Below are 22138 nucleotides of genomic sequence, written 5' to 3'. Positions count from 1 at the left end.
TATTATTTTAGTTATACTTTTTATTTTTAAAACAAGCCTATGAAAGCAAAGAAAAATAGTTTAAAACTCAAATTCGTTTTCCCAATCAAATTCTCCTGATTTTTCTACACTTTTAGGCTAGTGACTACACCATTTAGGAACTGATGGATTTTCAACCCTATCAACACTTGGAGTATATGGTTTTAAGTCAATAACAGGACTATTATCATTAGCATCAATATATGGTATTTTTATTATACCATTTTCATGGTCTATATTGATAATTTGTACGGTAGTCAATGCTATTGGGTTGGGTCTAATAGGTGACCTTGTTGCAAATATTCCTATAACATTTGGCCCATTTTTATAAGGTTTTGGAGTTTCTAAAATACTTCTTAGTTCAGGATTATCGAACCCATCAGCCCACCAAAATACATTTAAATGGCTAAAGTTATCGAGTTCATTTAATGCAGGTATGTATTTTTTGTTTAATTTAATAAATACTTCTTCACCTTGAATACATATTTTACCTATAGGATTTACTAATATTTCTTTCATAATATTACCTCCAATTATTTGGTTTGTCTTTTGTAATTTTATAGTACAGCGTGACACCATGTGAGGGTCAATATAAAAAATAATAGATAAAAATATTAATAATTAAAACGATAATACATTTTTTACATGAAGCATGACACCAGTAATAAGACAATCTTCATCAATATCAAAAGTAGAGGTGTGCAGAGGAGAAACAATATTTTTTTCTCGATTTGCACAACCAAGATGGTAAAAAGCTCCTTCACAGTACCTTAGAAAATATGAAAAGTCTTCAGCACCAAGAGTAGGTACATCTTTAATAAGAATATTTTCCTCTCCAAGCAATTCTACAGCATTTTGCTTAACATAATCTACTAGACTGTTTGAATTAATAAGGGCTGGATAACCCTCCTCAATTTCAACCGAAACACTTCCTCCAAATGTCTTACAAGTAAAATCACAAACTTCTCTAATTCGTTTTTTTGAAAACTCTCTAGTTTCTTGAGTTAAAGTTCTCAAGGTGCCTTTTATAATAACCTTATCACAAACTATATTTTCTTTGATTCCACCTTCAATTTTTCCTAGAGAAATAACCACAGAATCAGTAGGGTTTGTGTTGCGACTAACGATTGTTTGTAGAGCTGTTATGATATGAGCAGATATAACTATAGCATCAATACCTTGATGTGGATAAGCTCCATGACATTTTGAACCATGTACAGTTAATCGAAGTGTGTCAGTGGAAGCATTTAAAGTGTTGTATTTTAATTCAATTAGATTTTTATCAATGTTAGGATTTACATGAAGACCAAATATATATTTTACATCTGGATTTTCAAGACATCCATCTTCTATCATAAGTTGAGCGCCACCAATAGTTTCTTCAGCAGGTTGGAAAAAGAATTTTACGTTTACATTTAGATAATTCCTTAATTTAAATAGTATATTACAAGCACCAAGTAAAATAGCAGTATGTGCATCATGACCACATGCATGCATTTTACCAAGATTAATGGATTTATAATAAGAATTAAGTTCTTCTGTTATAGGTAAGGCATCTATATCAGCTCTTATCGCAACTGTTTCTAAATTTGGATTTACATTTATATATGCAGTTATTCCTGTATGATTTTTATATTCAATGTAACTTATACCTATTTCACTTAAATATTTGATAATTTTTTTCTTAGTTTGAAATTCTTCTAACCCAAGTTCTGGAGTCTTATGTAAATCCCTCCTTATATTTATAACCCAATCATTTATCTCATAACAAAGAGTTTTTATATTAATCATAAACACATCCTAACTATATTAAACTATATTAAAAATTTATTTTTCTTCATTAATTATATTATTCTATATAAATCATTATTCTGTATCAAGTGCAAATAAAATATCTTATAATTATAGTAGAGATACTTAGCATGGATAAGAATATATCATTTTAGAATAAGAGGTGTTTAAATGTTAGGAATAATTGCGCCATCTGGGCCATTAAGAAATACGAGTTTGGAGGAAATAAAGTTTAATTTAGAGAATTATGGTTATGAAGTTAAATTTTCTGAAAGTTGCAGTTTAAATTATAAAGGTTATTTAGCTGGTAATGATGATATTAGAGCAAAAGATATAGAAGATATGTTTTTGGATAAAGACGTAGACATGATTATGTGTTTAAGAGGAGGTTATGGCACAACAAGGATATTGGACAAAATAAATTATGAGATAATAAAGCAAAATCCAAAACCATTTATAGGTTTTTCTGATATAACAGGACTAAACCTAGCTTTCTATAAAAATTGTGGTCTTTTAACATATCATGGAATAATGGCAGCAAATGTAGTCAAATGGGATGAGTTTACCTATAAATCTCTAATAGATGCTTTGGAATTTAAAGATGAACTCTATTTAAAAAACCCAAAAGAAGAAAAAATTTATACTGTATGTGAAGGTAAAGCAGAGGGAATAATAATGGGAGGAAATTTATCCTTAATAATTGCTACAATGGGAACTAAATATGAAATAGATGCAAAAGATAAAATTTTATTTATCGAGGAAATTGGAGAATCTCAATATAAACTAGATAGAATGTTAACCCAACTATATTCTTCAGGAAAACTTGATGAATGTAGTGGTATAATTTTTGGAGATTTTAAGGATTGTATTGAAGAAAAAGATTTAATAGAACTACTAATGGAGTTTGCCAAAAAGGTCAATAAGCCTGCTATATATAATCTTCAATCTGGACATTGTATTCCAATGGTGACTATTCCTTTGGGTAGAATGTGTGAATTAAATGCTACAGAAAAAATGGTTAAATTAAAAAAATAGTGTGTATATAAATATAACAGAAATATGGTATAATCTTATACAAGTAAAAATTTAGCTAGGAGGATGAAGAATGTCTGATGATAGAATAATAGACTTTAACGAACTAAAGAACAAAGTTAAAGATTCTGATGTAGATAAATTTGAGCAATATATATATAACTTATATTTTTCTGTTATGGATGGGAAGATGTCTATGGCTGAGTTTTCAAGAAAAATATTTGATTATATGAGGGATAACAATATATCTCAAGAAAAATTTATGAAAATACAAAAGCAATTTATGGAGAGATATGGCATGGATACCGAAGAAGTAGAAAAACAACTTAGAAGTTTTGGAATCGACCCTTCTGCAGCAGGTTTTATGAGTAATAGTGCTTCCAGCAAAGTATCTACAGAAGATTTAGAATCATTCAAAAAGAGTGCAGGATTTTATGAGAAATATGGTGAAAAAATTCAACCAAAGAGTTGCATAACAACATTTATAAAAAATGATTTGAATGATATTAATGTGATAATTGACCAAGAAAAGATAATGCTTTGTAGTGATAAAAAAATAAATCTTATGGACTCAGAACTAAATGAGTTTTTATTAGAATATAAGAATATGTTTAACAAAAAAATAAAGGTAGTAATGTGTGAAACTACAAATAAATATGACTATTAAAAGATGGATTTAACTACTGAAGCAGTATTGATTAGTAGTATAACTTAAAAATAAAAATCGCAATTTATTATTCCTTACAAAACCGTATAAGGAATATATAAATTGCGATTTTTATATTATAAAGATTAGTTGTAATAAATAAGATTTGTAAATTTTAATATCCTCATTAAAACTATTTGTTACTGTCTTTTTCTATTTTAGTTATATTAAAAATAGGTTATTTGATAATTATATTATATAGAATATAAAATATTGGAGTATTAATGAATTTCTTTTAATACCTTAACGCCATTTTGAATCATACTATTAAAGAATACTAAGTTTAAAATCTCAGCAGGATGAACATTAGAAATATCATAAGTATCTACTAAATTCATAGGTACAACTATATTTTTTTCAATATTATGTTGATTAAAATAGGATTTTAGAGTTATTGCAAATTGATATATACAGATGTCTGTACAATCTCCAACTATAATTATATTGTCTATATCATCAAAATCTAAATTTTCTAATGCAAAAAATCCATTAGTAGAATTTTTAGGAAGAATTTTTAAGTTTTCTATTGATTTAAGCTCATCAACCAATTCACTTTCTACATCATTTTCCAAACAGTGAACAGGATAACTCAAAAGTTCTATAGACTTAGGAGTGTGAGAATCAGTAAATGCTATTACTCTATTTAATTTATTTGATATTTTTTTTGCAAACATTTCGATTGGTTTTATTAAAGACTCTATTCTGGGAGAGTATAATGCACCTTTTTTTGCAAAACCATTGTTAACATCAATTATAAATAAAGCAGTCTTAGCCAAATCATAATTTTCTATTTTTTCTATTGGTAGATTATCTAAATTATTTTTTAAAGCTTCAAGTTCATTTAATAAGTTATCCATAGTTATACCTCCAAGCTAAATTTAATAAAATTGTACATATTAATTATATAAAAGTCAAGGAGTACAAATTATTGTGTAGTTAGCTATATTGTTTTGATTGTAAAAGATTTGAAGCTATATCTGGATAGTTAGTAAAAATACCATCTACATTGAGTTTTAGACAGTGTAGTATATCGTCCTCTTCATTTACAGTATATACATTGACGCCAAGTAGATTTTTGTGACAAAGTTCAATTAGGGATTCATTTACTAAAACTAGAGGTGGATGAAGGTAACTATTACCTAGAAATTTAGCAAAATTTACTACATTGTTTATAGGGAAATAACATAATAATCCTGTTTTTACACTAGGGTCTAATTTATGAAAGTTTTTTAAACTATTACTATTGAAACTAGATATAATAACTCTATTTTTCATATTGTACCTTAAAATAAGCTCTAAAACATCTTTTTCTATATTAGGATAGTTTACCTTGTCAGTTTTTAGTTCTATATTTAAAATAAGGTCTGTAGGTGAAATTAAAATTAATACTTCTTCTAAAGTTGGAATTTTACATTCTTTATTGTTTTGATACCCTTCAAAAGATGAGTTTAGAGTCTTTAGTTTTCTTAAAGTCAAGTCTTTTACAAAACCATGTCCATTAAAAGTTCTATCAACTTTTTCATCATGAATAACTACAATTTTTCCGTCTTTAGTCCTGTGAACATCAAGTTCTATTCCATATATATCCATATCTACACATTTTTTAAAAGCTAGAATAGTGTTTTCTGGATATTTTCCACTAAACCCTCTATGAGCATAAATATTCATTTATATGTCTCCTTTCTGTAAATATAACTTATCTTATAAAATTTTAATTAATATAATATATCATATTCCAAAAGGTATTGTTATATATTAATTAAATAACTATTTGTAATTTATATATTATATAAATGTAGAAAAATAAAATCATATATGTGTTATAATATATTTTAAACATTGTAAATATTACGAATTTAGTAGTCATAATAATAGATATAATTTTATGCAAGCTCATATTTTTAGAGCTTGCATATGTATTATTAATATATTTATATATTGCGAAAAATAAAATTCCAAAAGAATTTTTTCTATAGACTTAGTAGTAAGGGGGAATTTTGATATGTATGAAGTTAATTTAGAACGAGCTATGAATTATTGGATGGATTTGTTAGATGATTATACGAATATAGCAAAAATTCCAAATGATTTTTTTTATAAAGATTGTTCTGATGAAGTAGTAGATGAGGTTTTTAAGATGAATATTGAGAAACATGAAAGATTAATTCAGTATTCTAAAATGAATAATATTGGCATAAACTCTATCATAGAAACTATATATGGTCTTATACTTCAAAAGTACATATATGCAGATGATGTAGTTTTTGGTAAAACAATGAATATAATTCCAATAAGAGTTAAGGTTAGACAAAGTGAAAAATTTGTAGATGTTGTAAGGAAGCTAAAAAGACAATGGAGTAGGTCTTTAGAATATGGATATTATTTATTATCAGATATAGAGAATAAAAATCATCTGAATACTAAACTTATAAATACAATATTTATAGCTAAAAGTTTTGATTTATCATATGATTATGACATAGAAAAAAAAGGATATGATTTATCTGTAATAGTATATACTAAGAGAGCACTTAAAATAAAAATAAAGTATAAACCATCTATATATAAAAGAGAGACTATTAGAAGAATTCTAAATCAGTTTGACTATATAGTAGAACAAATAATAGAAGATAACGATATTTTAATAGAAGATTTAGAATTTGTATGTAAGAAAGAAGAAAAAGTATTATTAGAAGATTTTAATGATAATCAATATGAAGTTCCATATGATAAAAGCTATATTGATTTATTTAGGGAACAAGCTAAAGTAACACCTAGTAATGTAGCTGCTAGAGATGAAAATAGGAATTTAACATATAAAGAATTGGATGAATTAACTGATAAACTTGCAGGTTATTTAAATCATATAGGAGTACAAAGCGAAGATATAGTAGCTGTAATGTTACCAAGAGATATTAATATAATTATTACAGCTTTAGGGATTATGAAATCAGGGGGAGCTTTTTTTCCAATAGACACGAGCAATCCAGAGGAAAGATTGAATTACCTTCTTGAAGATAGTAACGCAAAAGTAGTAATAACTACAGATGAACTCAGAAGTAAAGTTATAAATGAAAACACAATAGTACTTGATATAAATGATGAGTATATGTTTAAGATTGGACATGAATTAACTGAAAAAATAACACCATCAAATTGTGCATATACTATATCTACATCAGGTTCAACTGGTAGACCAAAGACTATAGCTATAGAGCATAAGAGCTTAGTAAATATGTGTTATTACAGTGTAAAATATATAAGTGCTACAGAAGATGATATATGTGGTATATACTTAAGTTTCAGTTTTGACGCTGTAATGAAACAACTATTCCCTTATTTGCTTATAGGAGCATCAATAAATATTATGCCTGAAGAAGCTAAATTTGATGAATATACAGTAAATGAATATTGTGAGGAAAATGATATAACTATACTAGCATTACCAACAGCATTCGCAAGACTGTTTATACAAAATTGCAACAATAGTTCACTTAGAGTTGTACAGACTGGAGGAGAAAGATTAAAAGGATACAGAAGGCGTAATTATGAGCTATATAATGAGTATGGACCAACAGAATTTACTGTTGTATCGACTTCTTTTTATGTGGACAGAGAATATGGAAAAATACCAATAGGAAAACCTATATTTAATACTTATGCATATGTATTAGATAAAAAGAATAAACTATGTCCAATTGGAGTTCCAGGAGAGCTATGCCTATCAGGAATTCAAATATCAAGAGGGTATTTAAATAAAAAAGGGTTAACAGAGCAAGTATTTGTAGCGAATCCTTACAAAACTTGTGAACATAATAAATTAATGTATAGAACTGGTGATTTAGTAAGGTGGCTAGATGATGGAAATTTAGATTATATTGGAAGGATGGACAATCAAGTAAAAATTGATGAGTTTAGAATAGAGCTATATGAGATTGAAAATATAATAAACAATATTGCAGAAATTAAAAGTGTTGTTTGTATATCAAGGACAAATGATGAGGGTGATATGTATATATGTGCATATTATGTGATTGATGATGAGGATAGCGATAAGATAAATGAAAGAACTATTAGAGAATATTTAAATGAGCATCTACCTCCATATATGATTCCAACAATAATAATGAGGATAGATAAAATACCAGTTACACCAATCGGAAAAGTAAATAAAAGAGCATTACCAGAATAATTTTTTATTATGATAGGTGTCATAAAGTGATTTCAGACATTTCTTTATGACACATATTTTTATAAAAGAATCAATTTACATAAAAACAAGAATTTTCTGTATATTTTTACTGTGGTGAAAATTTATTTACAAGAATGATTATTGTATTTTTTATACTTTTCCGTGTTTTAAAGTGCTTTTTTAACAAAATTAATTTTACATTAAAAAATTTTTTTATTTTACATATTAATAATTTTTAGTAGAATTGAAAAATAAAAAGAAAATTAGCATAAAAATATCTAAAAGTAGAAATTAATAATATAGGGTTAAATTTTAGTAGTTTTGACTCGCTATTTGTAAAATAATAAAAAGTTAAGCTTTATATGTATATATGTTATAATATATACAAATTGAAAAGGGGTGAAAATTTTATGAACAAAAAATTACCTAAGGGTGCTTATGGTGAAGTTAGTGGAAAAGATTACGTTCCATACATCACAGATAAGTCCAGAACCGGTGGAAATGTAGCTGTACTGATTATCGGTATTATTTTAGCTGCCATTTTTGCCGCATCTACAACTTACTCTGGAATGAAAGCTGGTCTTACAGTTGCCGCAGGTATTCCAGGAGCTATAATAGGTTCTGCTTTTGTTGGAGCATTTGCTCGTCAAAAGGGTATTCTTGGTAAGAATTTAATCCAAGGTATGTCAAGTGGTGGAGAATCTGTTGCAAGTGGATTTATTTTCGTATTACCAGCAGTTATATTAATTGGAAGCCAAATTACATTTTTAGAAGGCTTAGCTGTTGGAGTTGGTGGAGTTTTATTTGGTATAGGAGTTGCTGCTATAGTTCATAACTATCTAATAGTTGAAGAACATGGTAAACTTATGTACCCAGAATCAATGGCTATATCTGAGACACTTGTTGCTTCAGAGGCTGGTGGAGATTCAATTAAGTACATGGGAATTGGATTTGTAATAAGTGGATTTATTACTGTATTAACTGGTTCATTCTTAAATGTAGCAAACAATGTAATGAGTCTTGTAGGAAGCAAATTCTACAAATGGAAATTTGATATTGAAGTAAATCCTCTACTTTTAGGAATTGGATTTATAGTAGGGCTTGAAGTTTCTTTAACAATGTTTGCAGGAAGTATTTTATCAAACTTTGGTATCGCGCCTTTAATAGGATATTTTACAGATATGGCTAAAGATGGAGCTATGGTATGGAATAATCCAGCAATGCCTCTTAACCAAATGGATGTTGGAGCTATATCTAGTAGTTATGTAAAATATATAGGTGCTGGTATGATGCTTTGTGGAGGTATTATTGGTGCAATAAAACTTATACCAACTATAATCGCTTCTATAAAAGAAACTCTTAAAGCTAAATCAAGTTCTGGAGAAGGAGAAGAAGGTTCATCTATACAAATGATACTTTTATTAGGTGGAGTAGTTGTTGGATTTTTAGCAGCATTCTTAATTTCTGGTAATATTGTTATGGCAATTATTGGAGCTATCATATCTCTTTTATTATCTTTATTATTTGTCATAGTAGCTGGTCGTTTAACAGGAACAATAGGAACATCAAATCTTCCAGTTTCTGGTATGACTATAGCTTCTCTAGTTATTGTAACATTAGTATTTGTTATAATGGGCTGGACTGATTTAGAAGCCAATAAATCATTACTTTTATTTGGTTCATTTATAGTTGTTGCTATTGCGATAGCTGGAGGTTATACTCAATCTCAAAAAGTAACTTATATTATTGGTGGTAGCAAAAACGAAATGCAACGTTACTTTACAATTGCAAGTATAGTTGGTGTGATAGTTGTTGTGGGAGTAATTTTATTACTTTCTGACCAACTTAGAGCAACTGGTGATAATGTACAATTTGCATTACCACAAGCAAATTTAATGTCAACATTAACTTCTGGTATTATGTCAGGTAGTTTACCTTGGGTTATGATTATTGTTGGAGTATTTATGGCAATTGTTTTATATGCACTAAAATTACCAATAATGACTATAGCTATAGGATTCTATTTACCAATCGCAACTACTTCTATAATATTAGTTGGAGCATTAATTCGTTTATTTGTTGAATTAGTATCTAAAACTGAAAAAGAAAAAGAAGTTAAAGTTTCTAATGGTATAAGTTTATCTTCTGGTCTTGTTGCTGGTGGTTCTATCATTGGTTTAATAGGTATAATATTACAAGTAACTGGAGTTATAACTCCAAAAGTACCAAGTGGATTTGCTGCAACAAACTCAATGGCAATTGCTTTATTAGTAGTTTTAGTTGTACTTACAGCTTTACCTATTATTTTATCTAAAGTAAAAAATAATGAGCAAGAGTAATGATGTTTTAGATATCGTATTTAAAATTGCTAATGAGCTTGAATATAAAGTAGATGAGAATAGTATTGTAACTATTCTTGAAAAACAGGACCATAGGATTCAAAGGTTTTTTAGAAAATTAAAAGCTAGAATACCTAAATATAAAAAAATAGAGCTAGATGAATATTCTAGTTTTGTGTTTTTACAAATCGATGGTCAAAAGACTGTTAGAGAAATAGGAGAGAACTTAGAAGCTAAATACGGAGAAGAATCTCATCCACTTTATGAAAGACTGTTAGTTTTTTTAAATCATATTGAAGTTAATTGTCACTATATTGAAAGACTGGATATATAGATATAATAAAAACTATTATAGGTATATCAGATTATATAAATTAGAAGATAATTATAAAAATCATAAAAGAGGCTGTCTCAAAATAGATAGATAAGCCTCTTTTTCATTGTTGAAATGATAAAAATATATTTGATTTCATATAAAAAAGAGTGTCTCACAAACTAAAAAGTTCATTTTGAGACACTCCCTTATAAAATATTTATAAAGTATAGATTTAAAGTAAAACTTATTAAACTTAAGATTACTTTAATATCATTTATTATTAGCTATTTCATCAGCCAGATTATTTAAATATTCCCATCTTTCATATTTATACTCAAGTTCTTTTTCTAGTCTAGATTTCTCATTTAAAATTTCTTGAAGTTTAGTAAAGTCAGTTGAAAATTTTGAAGTACTTTCGTCAAGCATTGCAATTTTAGACTCGAGTTTTTCTATGTCTGAGTCAATATTTTCAAACTCTCTCTGCTCATTATATGAGAATTTAAGCTTTTTATCATTTTTAGGTTTTTCTTTTTTTGAAGTAGTAGAATCATTTTTTTTAACTGATTCCTTTTTAGACTCTTCAAACTCAATTCCTTGAACCTCTCTATAAATAAGATAATCACTGTAATTACCTGTATAGATATGAATTTTTCCATTTCCTTCATATGCAAATATTTTATTACAAATTCTGTCTAAGAAGTATCTATCATGTGATACTGTAATTACTACACCTCTAAATTCATCGAGATATTCTTCTAATATTTTAAGTGTTTCAATATCTAAGTCATTTGTAGGCTCATCTAAAAGAAGTACATTAGGAGCTGTCATAAGGATTCTAAGAAGGTGCAGTCTTCTTCTTTCACCACCAGATAATTTACCTATTAAAGTATACTGCATAGTGCCATTAAAAAGGAATCTTTCACACATTTGAGAAGCTGTAATCCGAGTACCATCTGAAGTTTCTATATAGTCACTAGCTTCTTTTACATAGTCTATGGCTCTCATGTCGATATTCATATGAGAGTCGTCTTGAGAAAAACAACCTATTTTAACCGTTTCTCCAATTGAAATATATCCACTATCAGGTTCTATTTCTCCATTGAGTATGTTTATAAGGGTTGATTTACCCAGACCATTTTTGCCTATTATACCAATTCTGTCAGTGCGAGCTAAAGTATATTCTAAATTATCTATAACAGTATTTCCGTCAAATGATTTGGATACATTGTGTATTTCTATTATTTTATTTCCAAGTCTACTTGATGCAACAGATATATCGAGATTTTCATCAGGTTTGAAAGAGTCTCTATTTATGAGTTCATCAAATCTTTGTAAACGAGCTTTTTGTTTGGTGCTACGAGCTTGAGCTCCTCGTCTAACCCAAGCAAGCTCTGTTCTAATTAAATTTTGCTTCTTATCTTCAATACTTGCCTCTAATGTAAGTCTTTCCATTTTTTTTTCTAAAAATATTGAATAATTACCATCATAACTAAATAATCTACCCTTATCCAGTTCAATAATTCTATTTGTAACACGGTCTAAAAAATATCTATCATGAGTTATCATAAGCAATGAACCTTTTCTTGAATTAAGGTATTCTTCAAGCCAATCTATAGTATCATTATCTAGATGGTTCGTAGGCTCATCTAGTATCAAAAACTCACAAGGTGTAATAAGAGCTGATGCCAAAGAGACTCTCTTTCTTTGACCACCAGAAAGTTCTACTATTTTTTGATTAAAGTCATTTATACCAAGTTTTGTAAGTACTGATTTAGCTTCACTTTCTAAATCCCAAAGATTTAAGGCATCTATTTTTTCTTGTATTAATAATAGTTTTTTATTTAATTCCTCTGTAAAGTTTGAATTAAGTTTTTCTAGAAGTTCTTGATATTCACCAAGTAGCTTTAATTCTTCTGAAGTTCCATTAAACACTTGTTCAAGTACAGTAGAATTTTCATTGTAAGTTGGGTTTTGAGGTAGATATTCTATTCTAACACCATTAGTTTTTGTTATATTACCAGTTTCACTTTCTTCAACTCCTGCAATAATTTTAAGTAAAGTAGATTTACCAGTACCATTTACACCGATAAGTCCTATTTTTTCACCTTCATTTATTCCAAGAGAGATATTTTCAAGTAATTTTTTTTCAGAATAACTTTTACTTATGTTTTCCAATGTTATTAAATTCATATAATTCACCTTTATTTCTAATCTATTATTTTTCAAAATGTTGGTAGTCTGGGTTTTTCCAATATCCACCCCAACTCCAACCTCTGCTTACAAAAGCATTATAACAATCATCACCTTTTTTTATCATTCCAAATTTTACAGTAGACCTATCAGCATAGACTGTACTTACTTTAGGAGTAACATCATCTCCAGAAACTTGAGGATTCTGTAATGGATTTATGTCTATAGCACGTCCTTTACCATGGTTTGAAACGACATTTGTACCAGCTATAGTTCTATAACAAAATGATGAGGTATTATTATCAGACATAGATTTTTCATCTACAGCATCATAATCATCTATTAGTTTGATTTTTTCAATTGGATATTTTTTTTCATACAATTCTTTAAAAATATCCACAACTTCTGGAGCCAGTTCACTGTTTACTATCATTTCTCCTTGATGAGTTTTTTTATCAAATCCATAGTATGTAAGTTTTAAGTAAGATAGGCTATCAAAGCTTATCGGTTCATCAGAAGGCATAGATTTACCAATCATTTTATTTTTTATATTATCTGGTATTGAAGAATATGAAAAAGTAGGCTTAATATTCTTATCTTCCTTCTTTTTATTAGAGTTTTGATTATTTTTAGAATCCTCTGTTGTATTATTTTTATTTTGCATAGTTTCTTGACTTTTTATATTATCTTTTTTGTTGGTATTAGAGAAAAGTATCTCATATATAGATAATAAGGCAAGAAATAATATAGTTATTACAATTGTTAGTTTTAATTTATTAATCTTTTTTCGTTTTGACTTTTTACTCATATTATCCCCCAGTGTTAGATTCATATAAACTATATATATTATACCTCATAAAAATAAACTAGGCTAACAATATTTAGTTAACCTAGGACATTTCATCTATAGTTTCTCCAATTATTTTTATACCAATTTCAATGTCTTTAAAAGACAATCTAGAAAATCCAAGTCTTAAAGTGTCAGAACCAGAGTTATCTGTAAAAAATAAATCTCCAGGCATAAATATAACATTTTTTTCATAACATTTTTCTAATAGAGTTCTAGTATCTATATTTTTTAGTTTTATAAATATATGCAAACCACCATCACCCAAGATGTATTCCGTTTTTATATATTTTTTTATACATTCATATGCAAAGTTAAATTTATCTCCATAGAACTTACGTATTTTTTTGACGTACTTTTCAAAACCTCCATTACTTAAGTAATCAAATAGAATTCCTTGGTCCAAAAAAGATACATGTATGTTTCTACATCTTTTTACACTTTCCAATTTATCTATTACTTTTTTATCTGCAAATATCCATCCAATTCTCATTCCAGGAAATAAAATTTTTGAAAAGCTACCAATGTATACAACAGCGTTATTCATATTATCAAGTGAACAAATAGGAAATATATGAGAACTATTGTAGAGCAATTCTTCATTAAATCCATCTTCTATAATTGCTATGTTATATTTTTTCATAAGATTATAGAATTTGTATCTATTTTCGGGAGTCATTACAATTCCTGTAGGATTGTGATAAGAGGGTGTAATATATGCAAACTTTATTTTGTTTTTGTACTTAATTAGACGCTCCTCTAGAATATTGAAGTCTAAACCATCTTCATGTATATCTACACCTAAAATATTAAGATTGTGCGATTTCATAATTTTTATAGCAGTATTATGAGTAGGATTTTCACATATTATATAATCTTTTTCTTGGGTAAAAGACGACATGATAATATCAAAGCCTTCTGTGAAGCCATTTGTGATTAGTATATCTTTATTACTTATATCAACACCCTTGTTTGTCATATATTCTAGTAAATAGTTAATAAGGGGTTTATAACCTTGTGCGTATCCATAATTGAGTAATTTGTGACCCTCTAGTGATATTCTGTTTAAAAAGGATTTTTTGAATTCTTCTATATCGAATAAATCTCCAGCTGGAGAAATACTTTTAAAAGAAATTAGGTCAGAACTCCAAGGAATCTCACTTTTTATAATATCCAATTCATTAGCTTTTTTAGAGTATATATTCTCTAAACAGTCCCAGTTTAATGACCATGTAGTATTTGAAGATTTATTATTTGATTTAACAAATGTACCCTTTCCTGAAATAGAGTAGATTAAGCCTTCTGATTTTAATTCTTCATAAGTTGAAACTACAGAATTTCGGCTAACTTGCAAAAGCTGACTAAGCTCCCTTGTAGAAGGGAGCTTACTATTGTCTGGAATTAATCCTTTTGATATCATATCACTTATATAATTTTTAATTTGTATATAAATTGGTTCATTATCATTTAATTTTAGATTTGAAAATATCAAATTACCACCTCAAATTATTTCATCTAATTTAAAGAGTATTCTATAAGTTTATCTAATAGATCACTGTATTTAATACCTCTAGCAGCAGCACTTCTAGGAATTAAACTAGTTTGAGTCATGCCAGGAAGGGTATTTAGTTCAAGAACATATGGAATACCTTCACTTATAATCATATCAACTCTTACATATGCTTTGCAATTAAAAATTTTCCAACAAGTCTCAGAAATTTCATTTACTCTTTTTTGAAGTTCTTCATCTAAATAAACAACTTCTTCTTTTGCTCCTTTTTCAACTGAGTATTTAGCTTCATAATCAAAGAAGCCTGAATCAGATTTTATGGATATTGTAGGGAATACTTCTCCATTTAGTATGAATGAAGTATATTCTCCACCTGGTATATATTTTTCAATCATTACAAATTCATCAACTTCCAGACCTTTGCGAACTGCTTCTTCAACTTCATCTTTAGAATGAATAAAGAATGTGGCTACACTAGAACCTCCTGAATTTGGTTTTATAAATACTGGATAGCCTATGTTATCTATTTCATCATAGTCTATTTCATCAACTGATTTTACCAAAGCCCATGGAGCAGTAGGTAGATTTGAATCTCTAAGCATTTTTTTAGTTATATTTTTATCCATACACATTCCACTGCAAAGAGGTCCACATCCAGAATATGGTATATCCATAGTCTCAAGTATTGATTGGATACATCCATCTTCACCAAACTTTCCATGTAGAGCAAGTATTGCAAAATCTATATCTTCTGGTATCTTTGTAAATATATCTTTTTTATCATCTATTATTACTTTTACAACGTCGTATTTATTTTTATCAAGATTGTTATATATCTCTTTTCCTGAATTTAAAGAAACTTCTCTTTCTGATGATATTCCACCCATTATAACTGCTATTTTCATATTATACACTCCTATTTTGATTTTTATTATTTTAAAGTAAATTTTTTGTTTACATACTTAATTATATGAATTAACAGTTGATGATGAAAGTACCACTATATATGAAGTTTATATTATGTGTGGTTTTAGAGCAATAATTTAGTTTAAAGAAATATTTAAATGTTTTTTTAACTTTATTTATGCTATTATTTTTGCTAAAATTATTGTTATGAACTTAAGACTAGTCTTAATGACTATAAATCAAGGAGTGATAAATTTTGAAAGCTGAAATAATAAGTGTAGGAACAGAAATATTATTAGGAGATATAGTAAATACAAATTCTCAATTTTTAGCTAAAGAACTTGCAGCATTGGGAATAGAAGTATACCATCAAAGTACAGTTGGAGATAACAAACAAAGGCTTTTAGAATGTTTTGATGAAAGTTTAAAGAGAAGTGATTTAGTAATTACTACAGGTGGTCTTGGACCAACTGGTGATGATATGACAAAAGAAACTGCTGCAGAATACTTTGGCCAGAAGCTAGAATTACATAAGCCATCATTAGAAGTTTTAGAATCTTTCTTTATTAAAACAGGAAAAAAAATGGCCGAAAACAATATGAAACAAGTATACTTTCCAAAAGATGCTGTAGTACTAAAAAATAATAATGGTACAGCTCCAGGAGCAATTTTAAAGAAAGATGATAAATTTATAATAGTATTACCTGGACCTCCAAGAGAAATGAAAGCTATGTTCAATGAGAGTGTCAAACCTTACTTACAACAATTCACAAATGAAATGCTAGTATCTAAAACTTTAAGATTATATGGAATAGGAGAGTCAAATCTAGAATTAGAAATTATCGATATAATTAATGAACAAACCAATCCAACAGTTGCTTTGTATGCAAAGGAATTAGAAGTTACAATAAGAATAACTGTAAAAGCTGAAAATGAAAAAGAAGCTTTTAAATTAATAAAACCAGTAGAAGAAAAAATAAAAAATAGAGTTGGCAAATATGTATATACTGAAGGAGATATTTCAGTATCTGAAGGCGAGACTGTATTAGAAGATGCTGTTTCTAAACTTCTAGTAGAAAAAAATCTAACAATAGCAGTAGCTGAATCTTGTACTGGAGGCTTGGTTTCTTCATCCCTTATAAACTATCCAGGAATATCTTCTGTATTTCTTGAAGGTTGTGTAACATATTCTAATGAAGCTAAAATGAAAAGATTAGGAGTAAAAAGAGAAACCTTGGAAGAGTTTGGGGCAGTAAGTGAACAAACAGCAATAGAAATGGCTGAGGGCGTTGCTAAAGGACTTAAAGCTAATATAGGCATATCTACAACTGGAGTAGCTGGACCTGGCGGAGGAACTCAGGAAAAGCCTGTGGGATTAGTTTATACTGCAATATATATAAATGGAAAAACAATAGTAAAGAAAAATATATTTAATGGAGATAGAAGAAAGATAAGATTAAGAGCTACTAGAGATTTACTTAATGAATTAAGAATACAATTAGAAAAGCTTTAAGTTATTATGATATTGGATATATTTAAAGCATTAGTATAAATATAAAATCATTTTTGGAGGGCTTTTAATTTATGATAAAACATATATTTTGTGATTTAGATGGAACTTTATATGAAAATGGAACTATAACAAAAGAGGATATATCAGCAATTGAAGAAGTAGAAAAAAAGGGAGTGCAGTTTAATGTTGCTACAGGTAGAATATTTAAACAAGCTCGTAATATTATCAAAGATAATTTAGATATGAATGGATATTATATATGTGAAAATGGTTCATTCATACATGATAAAAACTATAATGTAATTTTTAAAAGAACCATAGATGATAGCTTAGTGAAAAAAGTTATTGATAGATTTGAGTCAAGTGATGCACAATTATACTTTAAATATAAGGGTGATGTAATTGTGGGTAGTGATACAACTGCTTTTAGACACTATTCTAGTGATTTCATAGTGGACCCTGATTTTGAGAAAAGAAGTAGTTTTGATAATCTTATAGGAAATATAGGGGTATGTTCTGAAAATTTGGAGGAGTTATCTAGAATAGAGTTGTATTTAAAAAGTGAGTTTAGTGAAGTGCTAGAAATATATTTTTCTGGGACATATACCTTAAATATAGTTCCTAAAAGTGTATCAAAAAGAGGAAGTATAGAACATGTAATAAAAACTTTAAATGTAAGTCCAGATGAAGTTGCTACTATTGGGGATTCTCCAAATGATATTTGTATGTTAGAAGGATTTAAATACAGTTTTGCAATGTCTAAGGCAAGAGAGGATGTAAAACAAAGTGCAAATTATATAGTAGACAGTGTAAAAAGTGCCATAGATGTTATAATGAAGATAAATAGTTAAATATAAAAAATGACTGTTCCAAAGAAATATAAAATTATATTTTATATTTCTTTGGAGCAGTCATTCTGATTATACTCAATTATAAGTTTAAAAATTCTTAAGTTAGCCGCAATTTGCTATATGATATGATTTTATTGTATTAGATAAAATAGAGTCAAGTATATAATTTATGACACTATTGCAAGTATAAGCTGAAAATTTTAAATCATTCATATAATCAGTTTTCTTTTTGTAGTCACTATAAAGTTTAGTAAAAAACTTTTCAAAGCTATTATTTATAGTACCACCTTTAATTTTAGATAAATCAACATCCTTTGCAAATGCTCCAAGTTCTCTTTCATAAGTGACATGTTTATTTAGACTATGTTTAAATTCCCAGCGTTCACTGTGAGCTACGCAGAAAAAATCACATAAAAAATGGCATATGACTCCTAGTTCTTGACTAAGTCTACTTACTGAAAAGTATTTAGAAAGACTATCTATATTAAGACTGCACAGATAGTTTATCTTAGAAACAATCATATTAAATGACTCATCTAAATAATGTTTTTTTAATTTATATTTAGAAAAAGCATCTGGCTTTATATTACCATATATAAAATTTTTTTCGCTTATAAAGAATGTTTTATTTTCATCTATATTATCAAGTATTGATTTTGCCATAATAAAATGGGTATTCATTAACATATTTACACCTCGTATAGTTTGTTAGACTTATTAAATATATTATTATGATATGATATTTATGATAAAAGTTTAATGGTAAATATATGAAACTAAGTCAATCACATTTATTTAAATAATTTCAACCATATTCATAATACCAGTAAATGGCCGAATTTACAATATGTAAATAGTGTTAAGTTTTTATTTATCAAATTTTAAATTAAGTATTAGTATACTTTCTAATTAACCTACTAGCTTTAGATTGAGAAATTTCAAGGTGTTTGGCTACTTTATAAGAACTACCAAATTTTTCATAAGCATCCAAAATTATATTTTTTTCGTACTCCATAATTAAGGTATCAAAATTTTTATTTTTGCAATCAATAGATTTTGAGTCAGATATAGTAACTTTATTAAGTTGGGTTATATGTACTTTATTTTCATCATTGGTAATATGTATATTTTTTGTAAGAATGTTTGGTAAATCATCTATTGTTATATGATTATCTGTGCAAGTAAGTAAGATTTTTTGAATTATATTCTGTAATTCTCTTATATTACCTGGGAATCTATAATTTGCAATAATATCTATAGCTTCTTTGGAAATAGTTTTATTTAGATTGAAGTCACTTGAGTACCTATTAAAATAATATTTTATAATTTTTACTAGATTATCCCTTCTTTCTCTAAGAGGAGGCAATTTTATTTCTATAACATTTAATCTATAATATAAATCTTCTCTAAACTTTTTTTCTTTTACTTTTGAAACTAAATCAGCATTTGTCGCAGATATAATCCTTATGTCGACTTTTTTGTTTTTTAAACTTCCAACTGGAGTAAAAGTTCTATCTTGTATTAATTGCAAAAATTTTGCCTGTAGATTTTGTGGTATATCTCCTATTTCATCCAGAAAAAGAGTTCCCCCATCAGCTAATTCTACAAGACCAACTTTACCTTTAGTACTTGCACCTGTAAAAGCACCTGAAGTATATCCAAAAAGTTCGGATTCAAGAAGTTGTGGAGATATAGTTGCACAATTTATGGTTATAAATGGACCATTAGCTCTATTACTATTGTGGTGTATATATCTAGCAAGCGAACTTTTTCCTGTTCCAGACTCTCCTAACAAAAGTACACTTACATCCGTTTTAGAAACATGGTTTACTGTATTTATGATGGGTCTCATCACTATTCCATCCATAATTACAGTGTCTTCAATTCTAAGAGCAGTTCTATAGAGTGTTTCTACTTCAGATTTATATTTTTTTACTTGTTTTTTTGTGTCTTCAAGTTTATTTTTTATATTATTAAGTTCAGTTATATCTCTACAGTTCTCAACAGTGTATTCTAAGTTTCCATTTTCATCAAATACAGGAGTAGCAGTTATGATGAGTTTTTTTCCTGTTTGGGTATCTTGTTCTAGTGAAAATTTAGACTCTGTTTTTAATACAACTGGTATGGGGCTTTTTGTTGAATATCCAGATTCCTCTAAGAAAGAAACATTTTTTCCCAAAATATCTTCTTTTTTTAGACCATAATTTTCTTCAAATGCTTTATTACAATATATTATTATTCCTTTATTATCAGATGCACATATTTCGTCATGGGAAGCTTCTAATATTTTTTTGTAAAATTCCAAATCTAATTCTAAATTTAAATCCATTTTTATGCTTTCCTCCTAAATTTTTAGTGATATATTAAAATAAGTTCAATTAATTGAATGTACTTAAAATTTTAAATTTATATAATATATAAATTTTTGTCTATTTTAACTTTAAATAAGTTATATATAACTTATTTTACAATTTAAACAAGTCTAAATCAACTTAAAGTAAGTTAAAAATAAATATGAAAAAATTGAAATTTTATTAGTATTGTTGAAAAGACTAGGGTTTTAATGTCGATATATATTGGATTAAAATGGCATAATTTTTGCTTAATAAAATAGTGCAAATTGACTAAATAAAATTAGAGGGGAATTTAAAATGGGAGAAAAAAGTAAAGGGTATGTATTTATAGCAACAGCAGGGTTACTGTGGGCTACACTTGGATTATTTGGAAAGTTTTTAATGGGAAATGGATTGACATCAGAACAAGTAGCATTTACAAGGTTATTTTTTGGATTTATAGTTTTGGGAGTGTATTCATTTATAAGAACACCACAAATCTTAAAAATAAGTAAAAAGGGAATCATATATTCGATAATAATAGGTATTATATGTCAAGCTATGTTTAATTTATGTTATTTTAAAGCGATTGATACTGTGGGTGTATCAGTAGCAGCAGTTTTACTATACACTTCACCATTATTTTTAGCAGTATTTTCAAAAGTCTGTTATAAAGAGAGTATTACCAGAAGTAAAATACTTTCACTTATCTTTTGTTTTATTGGTGCTATTATGGCAGTGACTGGTGGAAGTTTGGATTTTCAAAGTTTAAGTGCTTTTGGACTTTTACTTGGGATATTATCAGCAATAGCCTATGCACTTATGCCAACTATTAGTAAAAATGCCTTAAAAGAATTTTCAAGTTCAACAATACTAGTATACAGTTTCTTATTTGGAGCTATATTTATGATTCCTTCTGCTAGACCTTGGGAGATATTGAATTATGCTAAAGATTTAAATATTTTATTTTGTATGTTAATGTTAGGTATTGTACCAGCTGCACTTGCATATATTTTTTATGCAGCAGGGATATCTAAAGGGGTAGAGTTATCTGTGGCAGGCGTTGTAGCATCGGTAGAGTTGGTCGGTTCTGTAATAATTGGTTGTACCATATTAGGAGAAAGTTTTTCCCTATGGAAGTTATTTGGAGTGATGTTGATGTTAATATCAGCAGTAGTAGCACTTAATCTTTCTTATGATGGAATAAGAATGTTTTATAAATCCAACAAGATAAAGCAGATTGAGAAAACAGAAAGTATTTAGAATTAGGTGCTTAAAAAGTATTTATTGGTAAATATTTTAGAGTCTGACAAAAAGCATACCAAACCATCTTTATATTAGAAAATAGCTTTCTATAAAGTTTACAGAATAGAATAGATAATGCAAACAAAATATAAGTATATATAATTTAGATTATCTATTTTTTATTATATATTGTATAAATTAATATTTTGTTTTACAAATACTAAATGGGGCTGTCGCACTAAAAAATAGTGCTACGCCCTTTTTTGTATAAAAAAAATAAATCCCAAGTTCAAAAGAGCCTGGGATTCTTGTATAATAATTGTATGCAAAAACAAAATACTATACAAAT

The 22138-nt window shown here is 27.7% G+C and carries 18 protein-coding genes; 8 read left to right on the top strand and 10 right to left on the bottom strand.

Going from position 1 to position 22138, the window contains the following annotated elements; all coding sequences use genetic code 11:
- Positions 1 to 117 precede the first annotated feature (117 nt).
- Both KGF42_RS01990 and KGF42_RS01985 read right to left on the bottom strand, forming a co-directional pair.
- Positions 118 to 537 (bottom strand): SAM-dependent methyltransferase, encoded by a 420-nt coding sequence (locus KGF42_RS01990; protein ID WP_227825624.1) that lies wholly within the window; start codon positions 535 to 537, stop codon positions 118 to 120.
- A gap of 102 nt (positions 538 to 639) precedes the next feature.
- A complete protein-coding gene (locus tag KGF42_RS01985) occupies positions 640 to 1809 on the bottom strand; it encodes a M20 family metallopeptidase (RefSeq protein WP_227821634.1) in 1170 nt (389 codons plus the stop codon).
- 171 nt (positions 1810 to 1980) lie between these two features.
- Here KGF42_RS01985 and KGF42_RS01980 point away from each other — a divergent pair, with 171 nt between their 5' ends.
- Together KGF42_RS01980 and KGF42_RS01975 are read left to right on the top strand one after the other, a co-directional pair.
- Positions 1981 to 2844 (top strand): LD-carboxypeptidase, encoded by an 864-nt coding sequence (locus KGF42_RS01980; RefSeq protein WP_227825623.1) that lies wholly within the window; start codon positions 1981 to 1983, stop codon positions 2842 to 2844.
- Between the two features lie 70 nt (positions 2845 to 2914).
- A complete protein-coding gene (locus KGF42_RS01975) occupies positions 2915 to 3508 on the top strand; it encodes a DUF3867 domain-containing protein (protein ID WP_054273384.1) in 594 nt (197 codons plus the stop codon).
- 260 nt (positions 3509 to 3768) lie between these two features.
- Here KGF42_RS01975 and KGF42_RS01970 read toward each other — a convergent pair whose 3' ends face one another.
- Together KGF42_RS01970 and KGF42_RS01965 are read right to left on the bottom strand one after the other, a co-directional pair.
- Positions 3769 to 4404 carry an isochorismatase family protein gene (locus KGF42_RS01970; protein ID WP_107595340.1) on the bottom strand — a complete coding sequence of 212 codons (636 nt, stop codon included), beginning with the start codon at positions 4402 to 4404 and terminating at the stop codon, positions 3769 to 3771.
- Positions 4405 to 4483: 79 nt separating this feature from the next.
- Positions 4484 to 5215 (bottom strand): glycerophosphodiester phosphodiesterase, encoded by a 732-nt coding sequence (locus KGF42_RS01965; RefSeq protein ID WP_227825622.1) that lies wholly within the window; start codon positions 5213 to 5215, stop codon positions 4484 to 4486.
- Between the two features lie 334 nt (positions 5216 to 5549).
- Between KGF42_RS01965 and KGF42_RS01960 the strand changes: the two genes are divergently transcribed.
- The 3 genes from KGF42_RS01960 (at position 5550) to KGF42_RS01950 (ending at position 10412) form a co-directional block, all read left to right on the top strand.
- Positions 5550 to 7739 carry an amino acid adenylation domain-containing protein gene (locus KGF42_RS01960; protein WP_227821632.1) on the top strand — a complete coding sequence of 730 codons (2190 nt, stop codon included), beginning with the start codon at positions 5550 to 5552 and terminating at the stop codon, positions 7737 to 7739.
- Between the two features lie 410 nt (positions 7740 to 8149).
- The gene (locus KGF42_RS01955; protein ID WP_107595337.1) at positions 8150 to 10078 is read left to right on the top strand and encodes an OPT family oligopeptide transporter; all 1929 of its coding nucleotides are present in this window, start codon (positions 8150 to 8152) and stop codon (positions 10076 to 10078) included.
- On the top strand, positions 10065 to 10412 hold the full coding sequence (locus KGF42_RS01950; protein ID WP_227821631.1) for a PqqD family protein: 348 nt from the start codon (positions 10065 to 10067) through the stop codon (positions 10410 to 10412). Before KGF42_RS01955 ends, KGF42_RS01950 begins: the two co-directional genes overlap by 14 nt.
- Positions 10413 to 10664: 252 nt before the next feature.
- Here KGF42_RS01950 and KGF42_RS01945 read toward each other — a convergent pair whose 3' ends face one another.
- The 4 genes from KGF42_RS01945 to KGF42_RS01930 form a co-directional block, all read right to left on the bottom strand.
- A complete protein-coding gene (locus tag KGF42_RS01945; protein WP_227821661.1) occupies positions 10665 to 12584 on the bottom strand; it encodes an ABC-F family ATP-binding cassette domain-containing protein in 1920 nt (639 codons plus the stop codon).
- 25 nt (positions 12585 to 12609) lie between these two features.
- Entirely contained in the window at positions 12610 to 13392 is a 783-nt protein-coding gene (locus KGF42_RS01940; protein WP_227821630.1) for a M15 family metallopeptidase, read from the bottom strand.
- Between the two features lie 82 nt (positions 13393 to 13474).
- Positions 13475 to 14923: a transcriptional regulator DdlR gene (gene ddlR, locus KGF42_RS01935; RefSeq protein ID WP_227821629.1), complete on the bottom strand. Its 1449-nt coding sequence runs from the start codon at positions 14921 to 14923 to the stop codon at positions 13475 to 13477.
- A gap of 23 nt (positions 14924 to 14946) precedes the next feature.
- Positions 14947 to 15846, bottom strand: a complete 900-nt coding sequence (locus KGF42_RS01930) for a D-alanine--D-alanine ligase (RefSeq protein WP_227821628.1) — start codon at positions 15844 to 15846, stop codon at positions 14947 to 14949.
- 257 nt (positions 15847 to 16103) lie between these two features.
- On the opposite strand from KGF42_RS01930, the gene KGF42_RS01925 reads away from it, so the two are divergent.
- Together KGF42_RS01925 and KGF42_RS01920 are read left to right on the top strand one after the other, a co-directional pair.
- On the top strand, positions 16104 to 17360 hold the full coding sequence (locus KGF42_RS01925) for a competence/damage-inducible protein A (protein WP_227821627.1): 1257 nt from the start codon (positions 16104 to 16106) through the stop codon (positions 17358 to 17360).
- Between the two features lie 71 nt (positions 17361 to 17431).
- Positions 17432 to 18211 carry an HAD family hydrolase gene (locus tag KGF42_RS01920; protein ID WP_107595332.1) on the top strand — a complete coding sequence of 260 codons (780 nt, stop codon included), beginning with the start codon at positions 17432 to 17434 and terminating at the stop codon, positions 18209 to 18211.
- Between the two features lie 102 nt (positions 18212 to 18313).
- Here the strand turns inward: KGF42_RS01920 and KGF42_RS01915 are convergent, their stop codons facing one another.
- Complete coding sequence (locus tag KGF42_RS01915) at positions 18314 to 18898, bottom strand: zinc dependent phospholipase C family protein (RefSeq protein ID WP_054273395.1); 585 nt, start codon at positions 18896 to 18898, stop codon at positions 18314 to 18316.
- 199 nt (positions 18899 to 19097) lie between these two features.
- Positions 19098 to 20540, bottom strand: coding sequence for a sigma 54-interacting transcriptional regulator (locus tag KGF42_RS01910; RefSeq protein ID WP_227821626.1), 1443 nt, complete (start codon positions 20538 to 20540; stop codon positions 19098 to 19100).
- Positions 20541 to 20862: 322 nt separating this feature from the next.
- On the opposite strand from KGF42_RS01910, the gene KGF42_RS01905 reads away from it, so the two are divergent.
- The gene (locus KGF42_RS01905) at positions 20863 to 21807 is read left to right on the top strand and encodes a DMT family transporter (RefSeq protein WP_227825621.1); all 945 of its coding nucleotides are present in this window, start codon (positions 20863 to 20865) and stop codon (positions 21805 to 21807) included.
- Positions 21808 to 22138 lie beyond the last annotated feature (331 nt).

The sequence above is a fragment of the Clostridioides sp. ZZV15-6383 genome (assembly GCF_020657735.1).
GTDB lineage: Bacteria > Bacillota > Clostridia > Peptostreptococcales > Peptostreptococcaceae > Clostridioides > Clostridioides difficile_D.
Note: the sequence above shows the minus strand (reverse complement) of the source record. Positions and strands in the feature narration are given on the sequence as shown.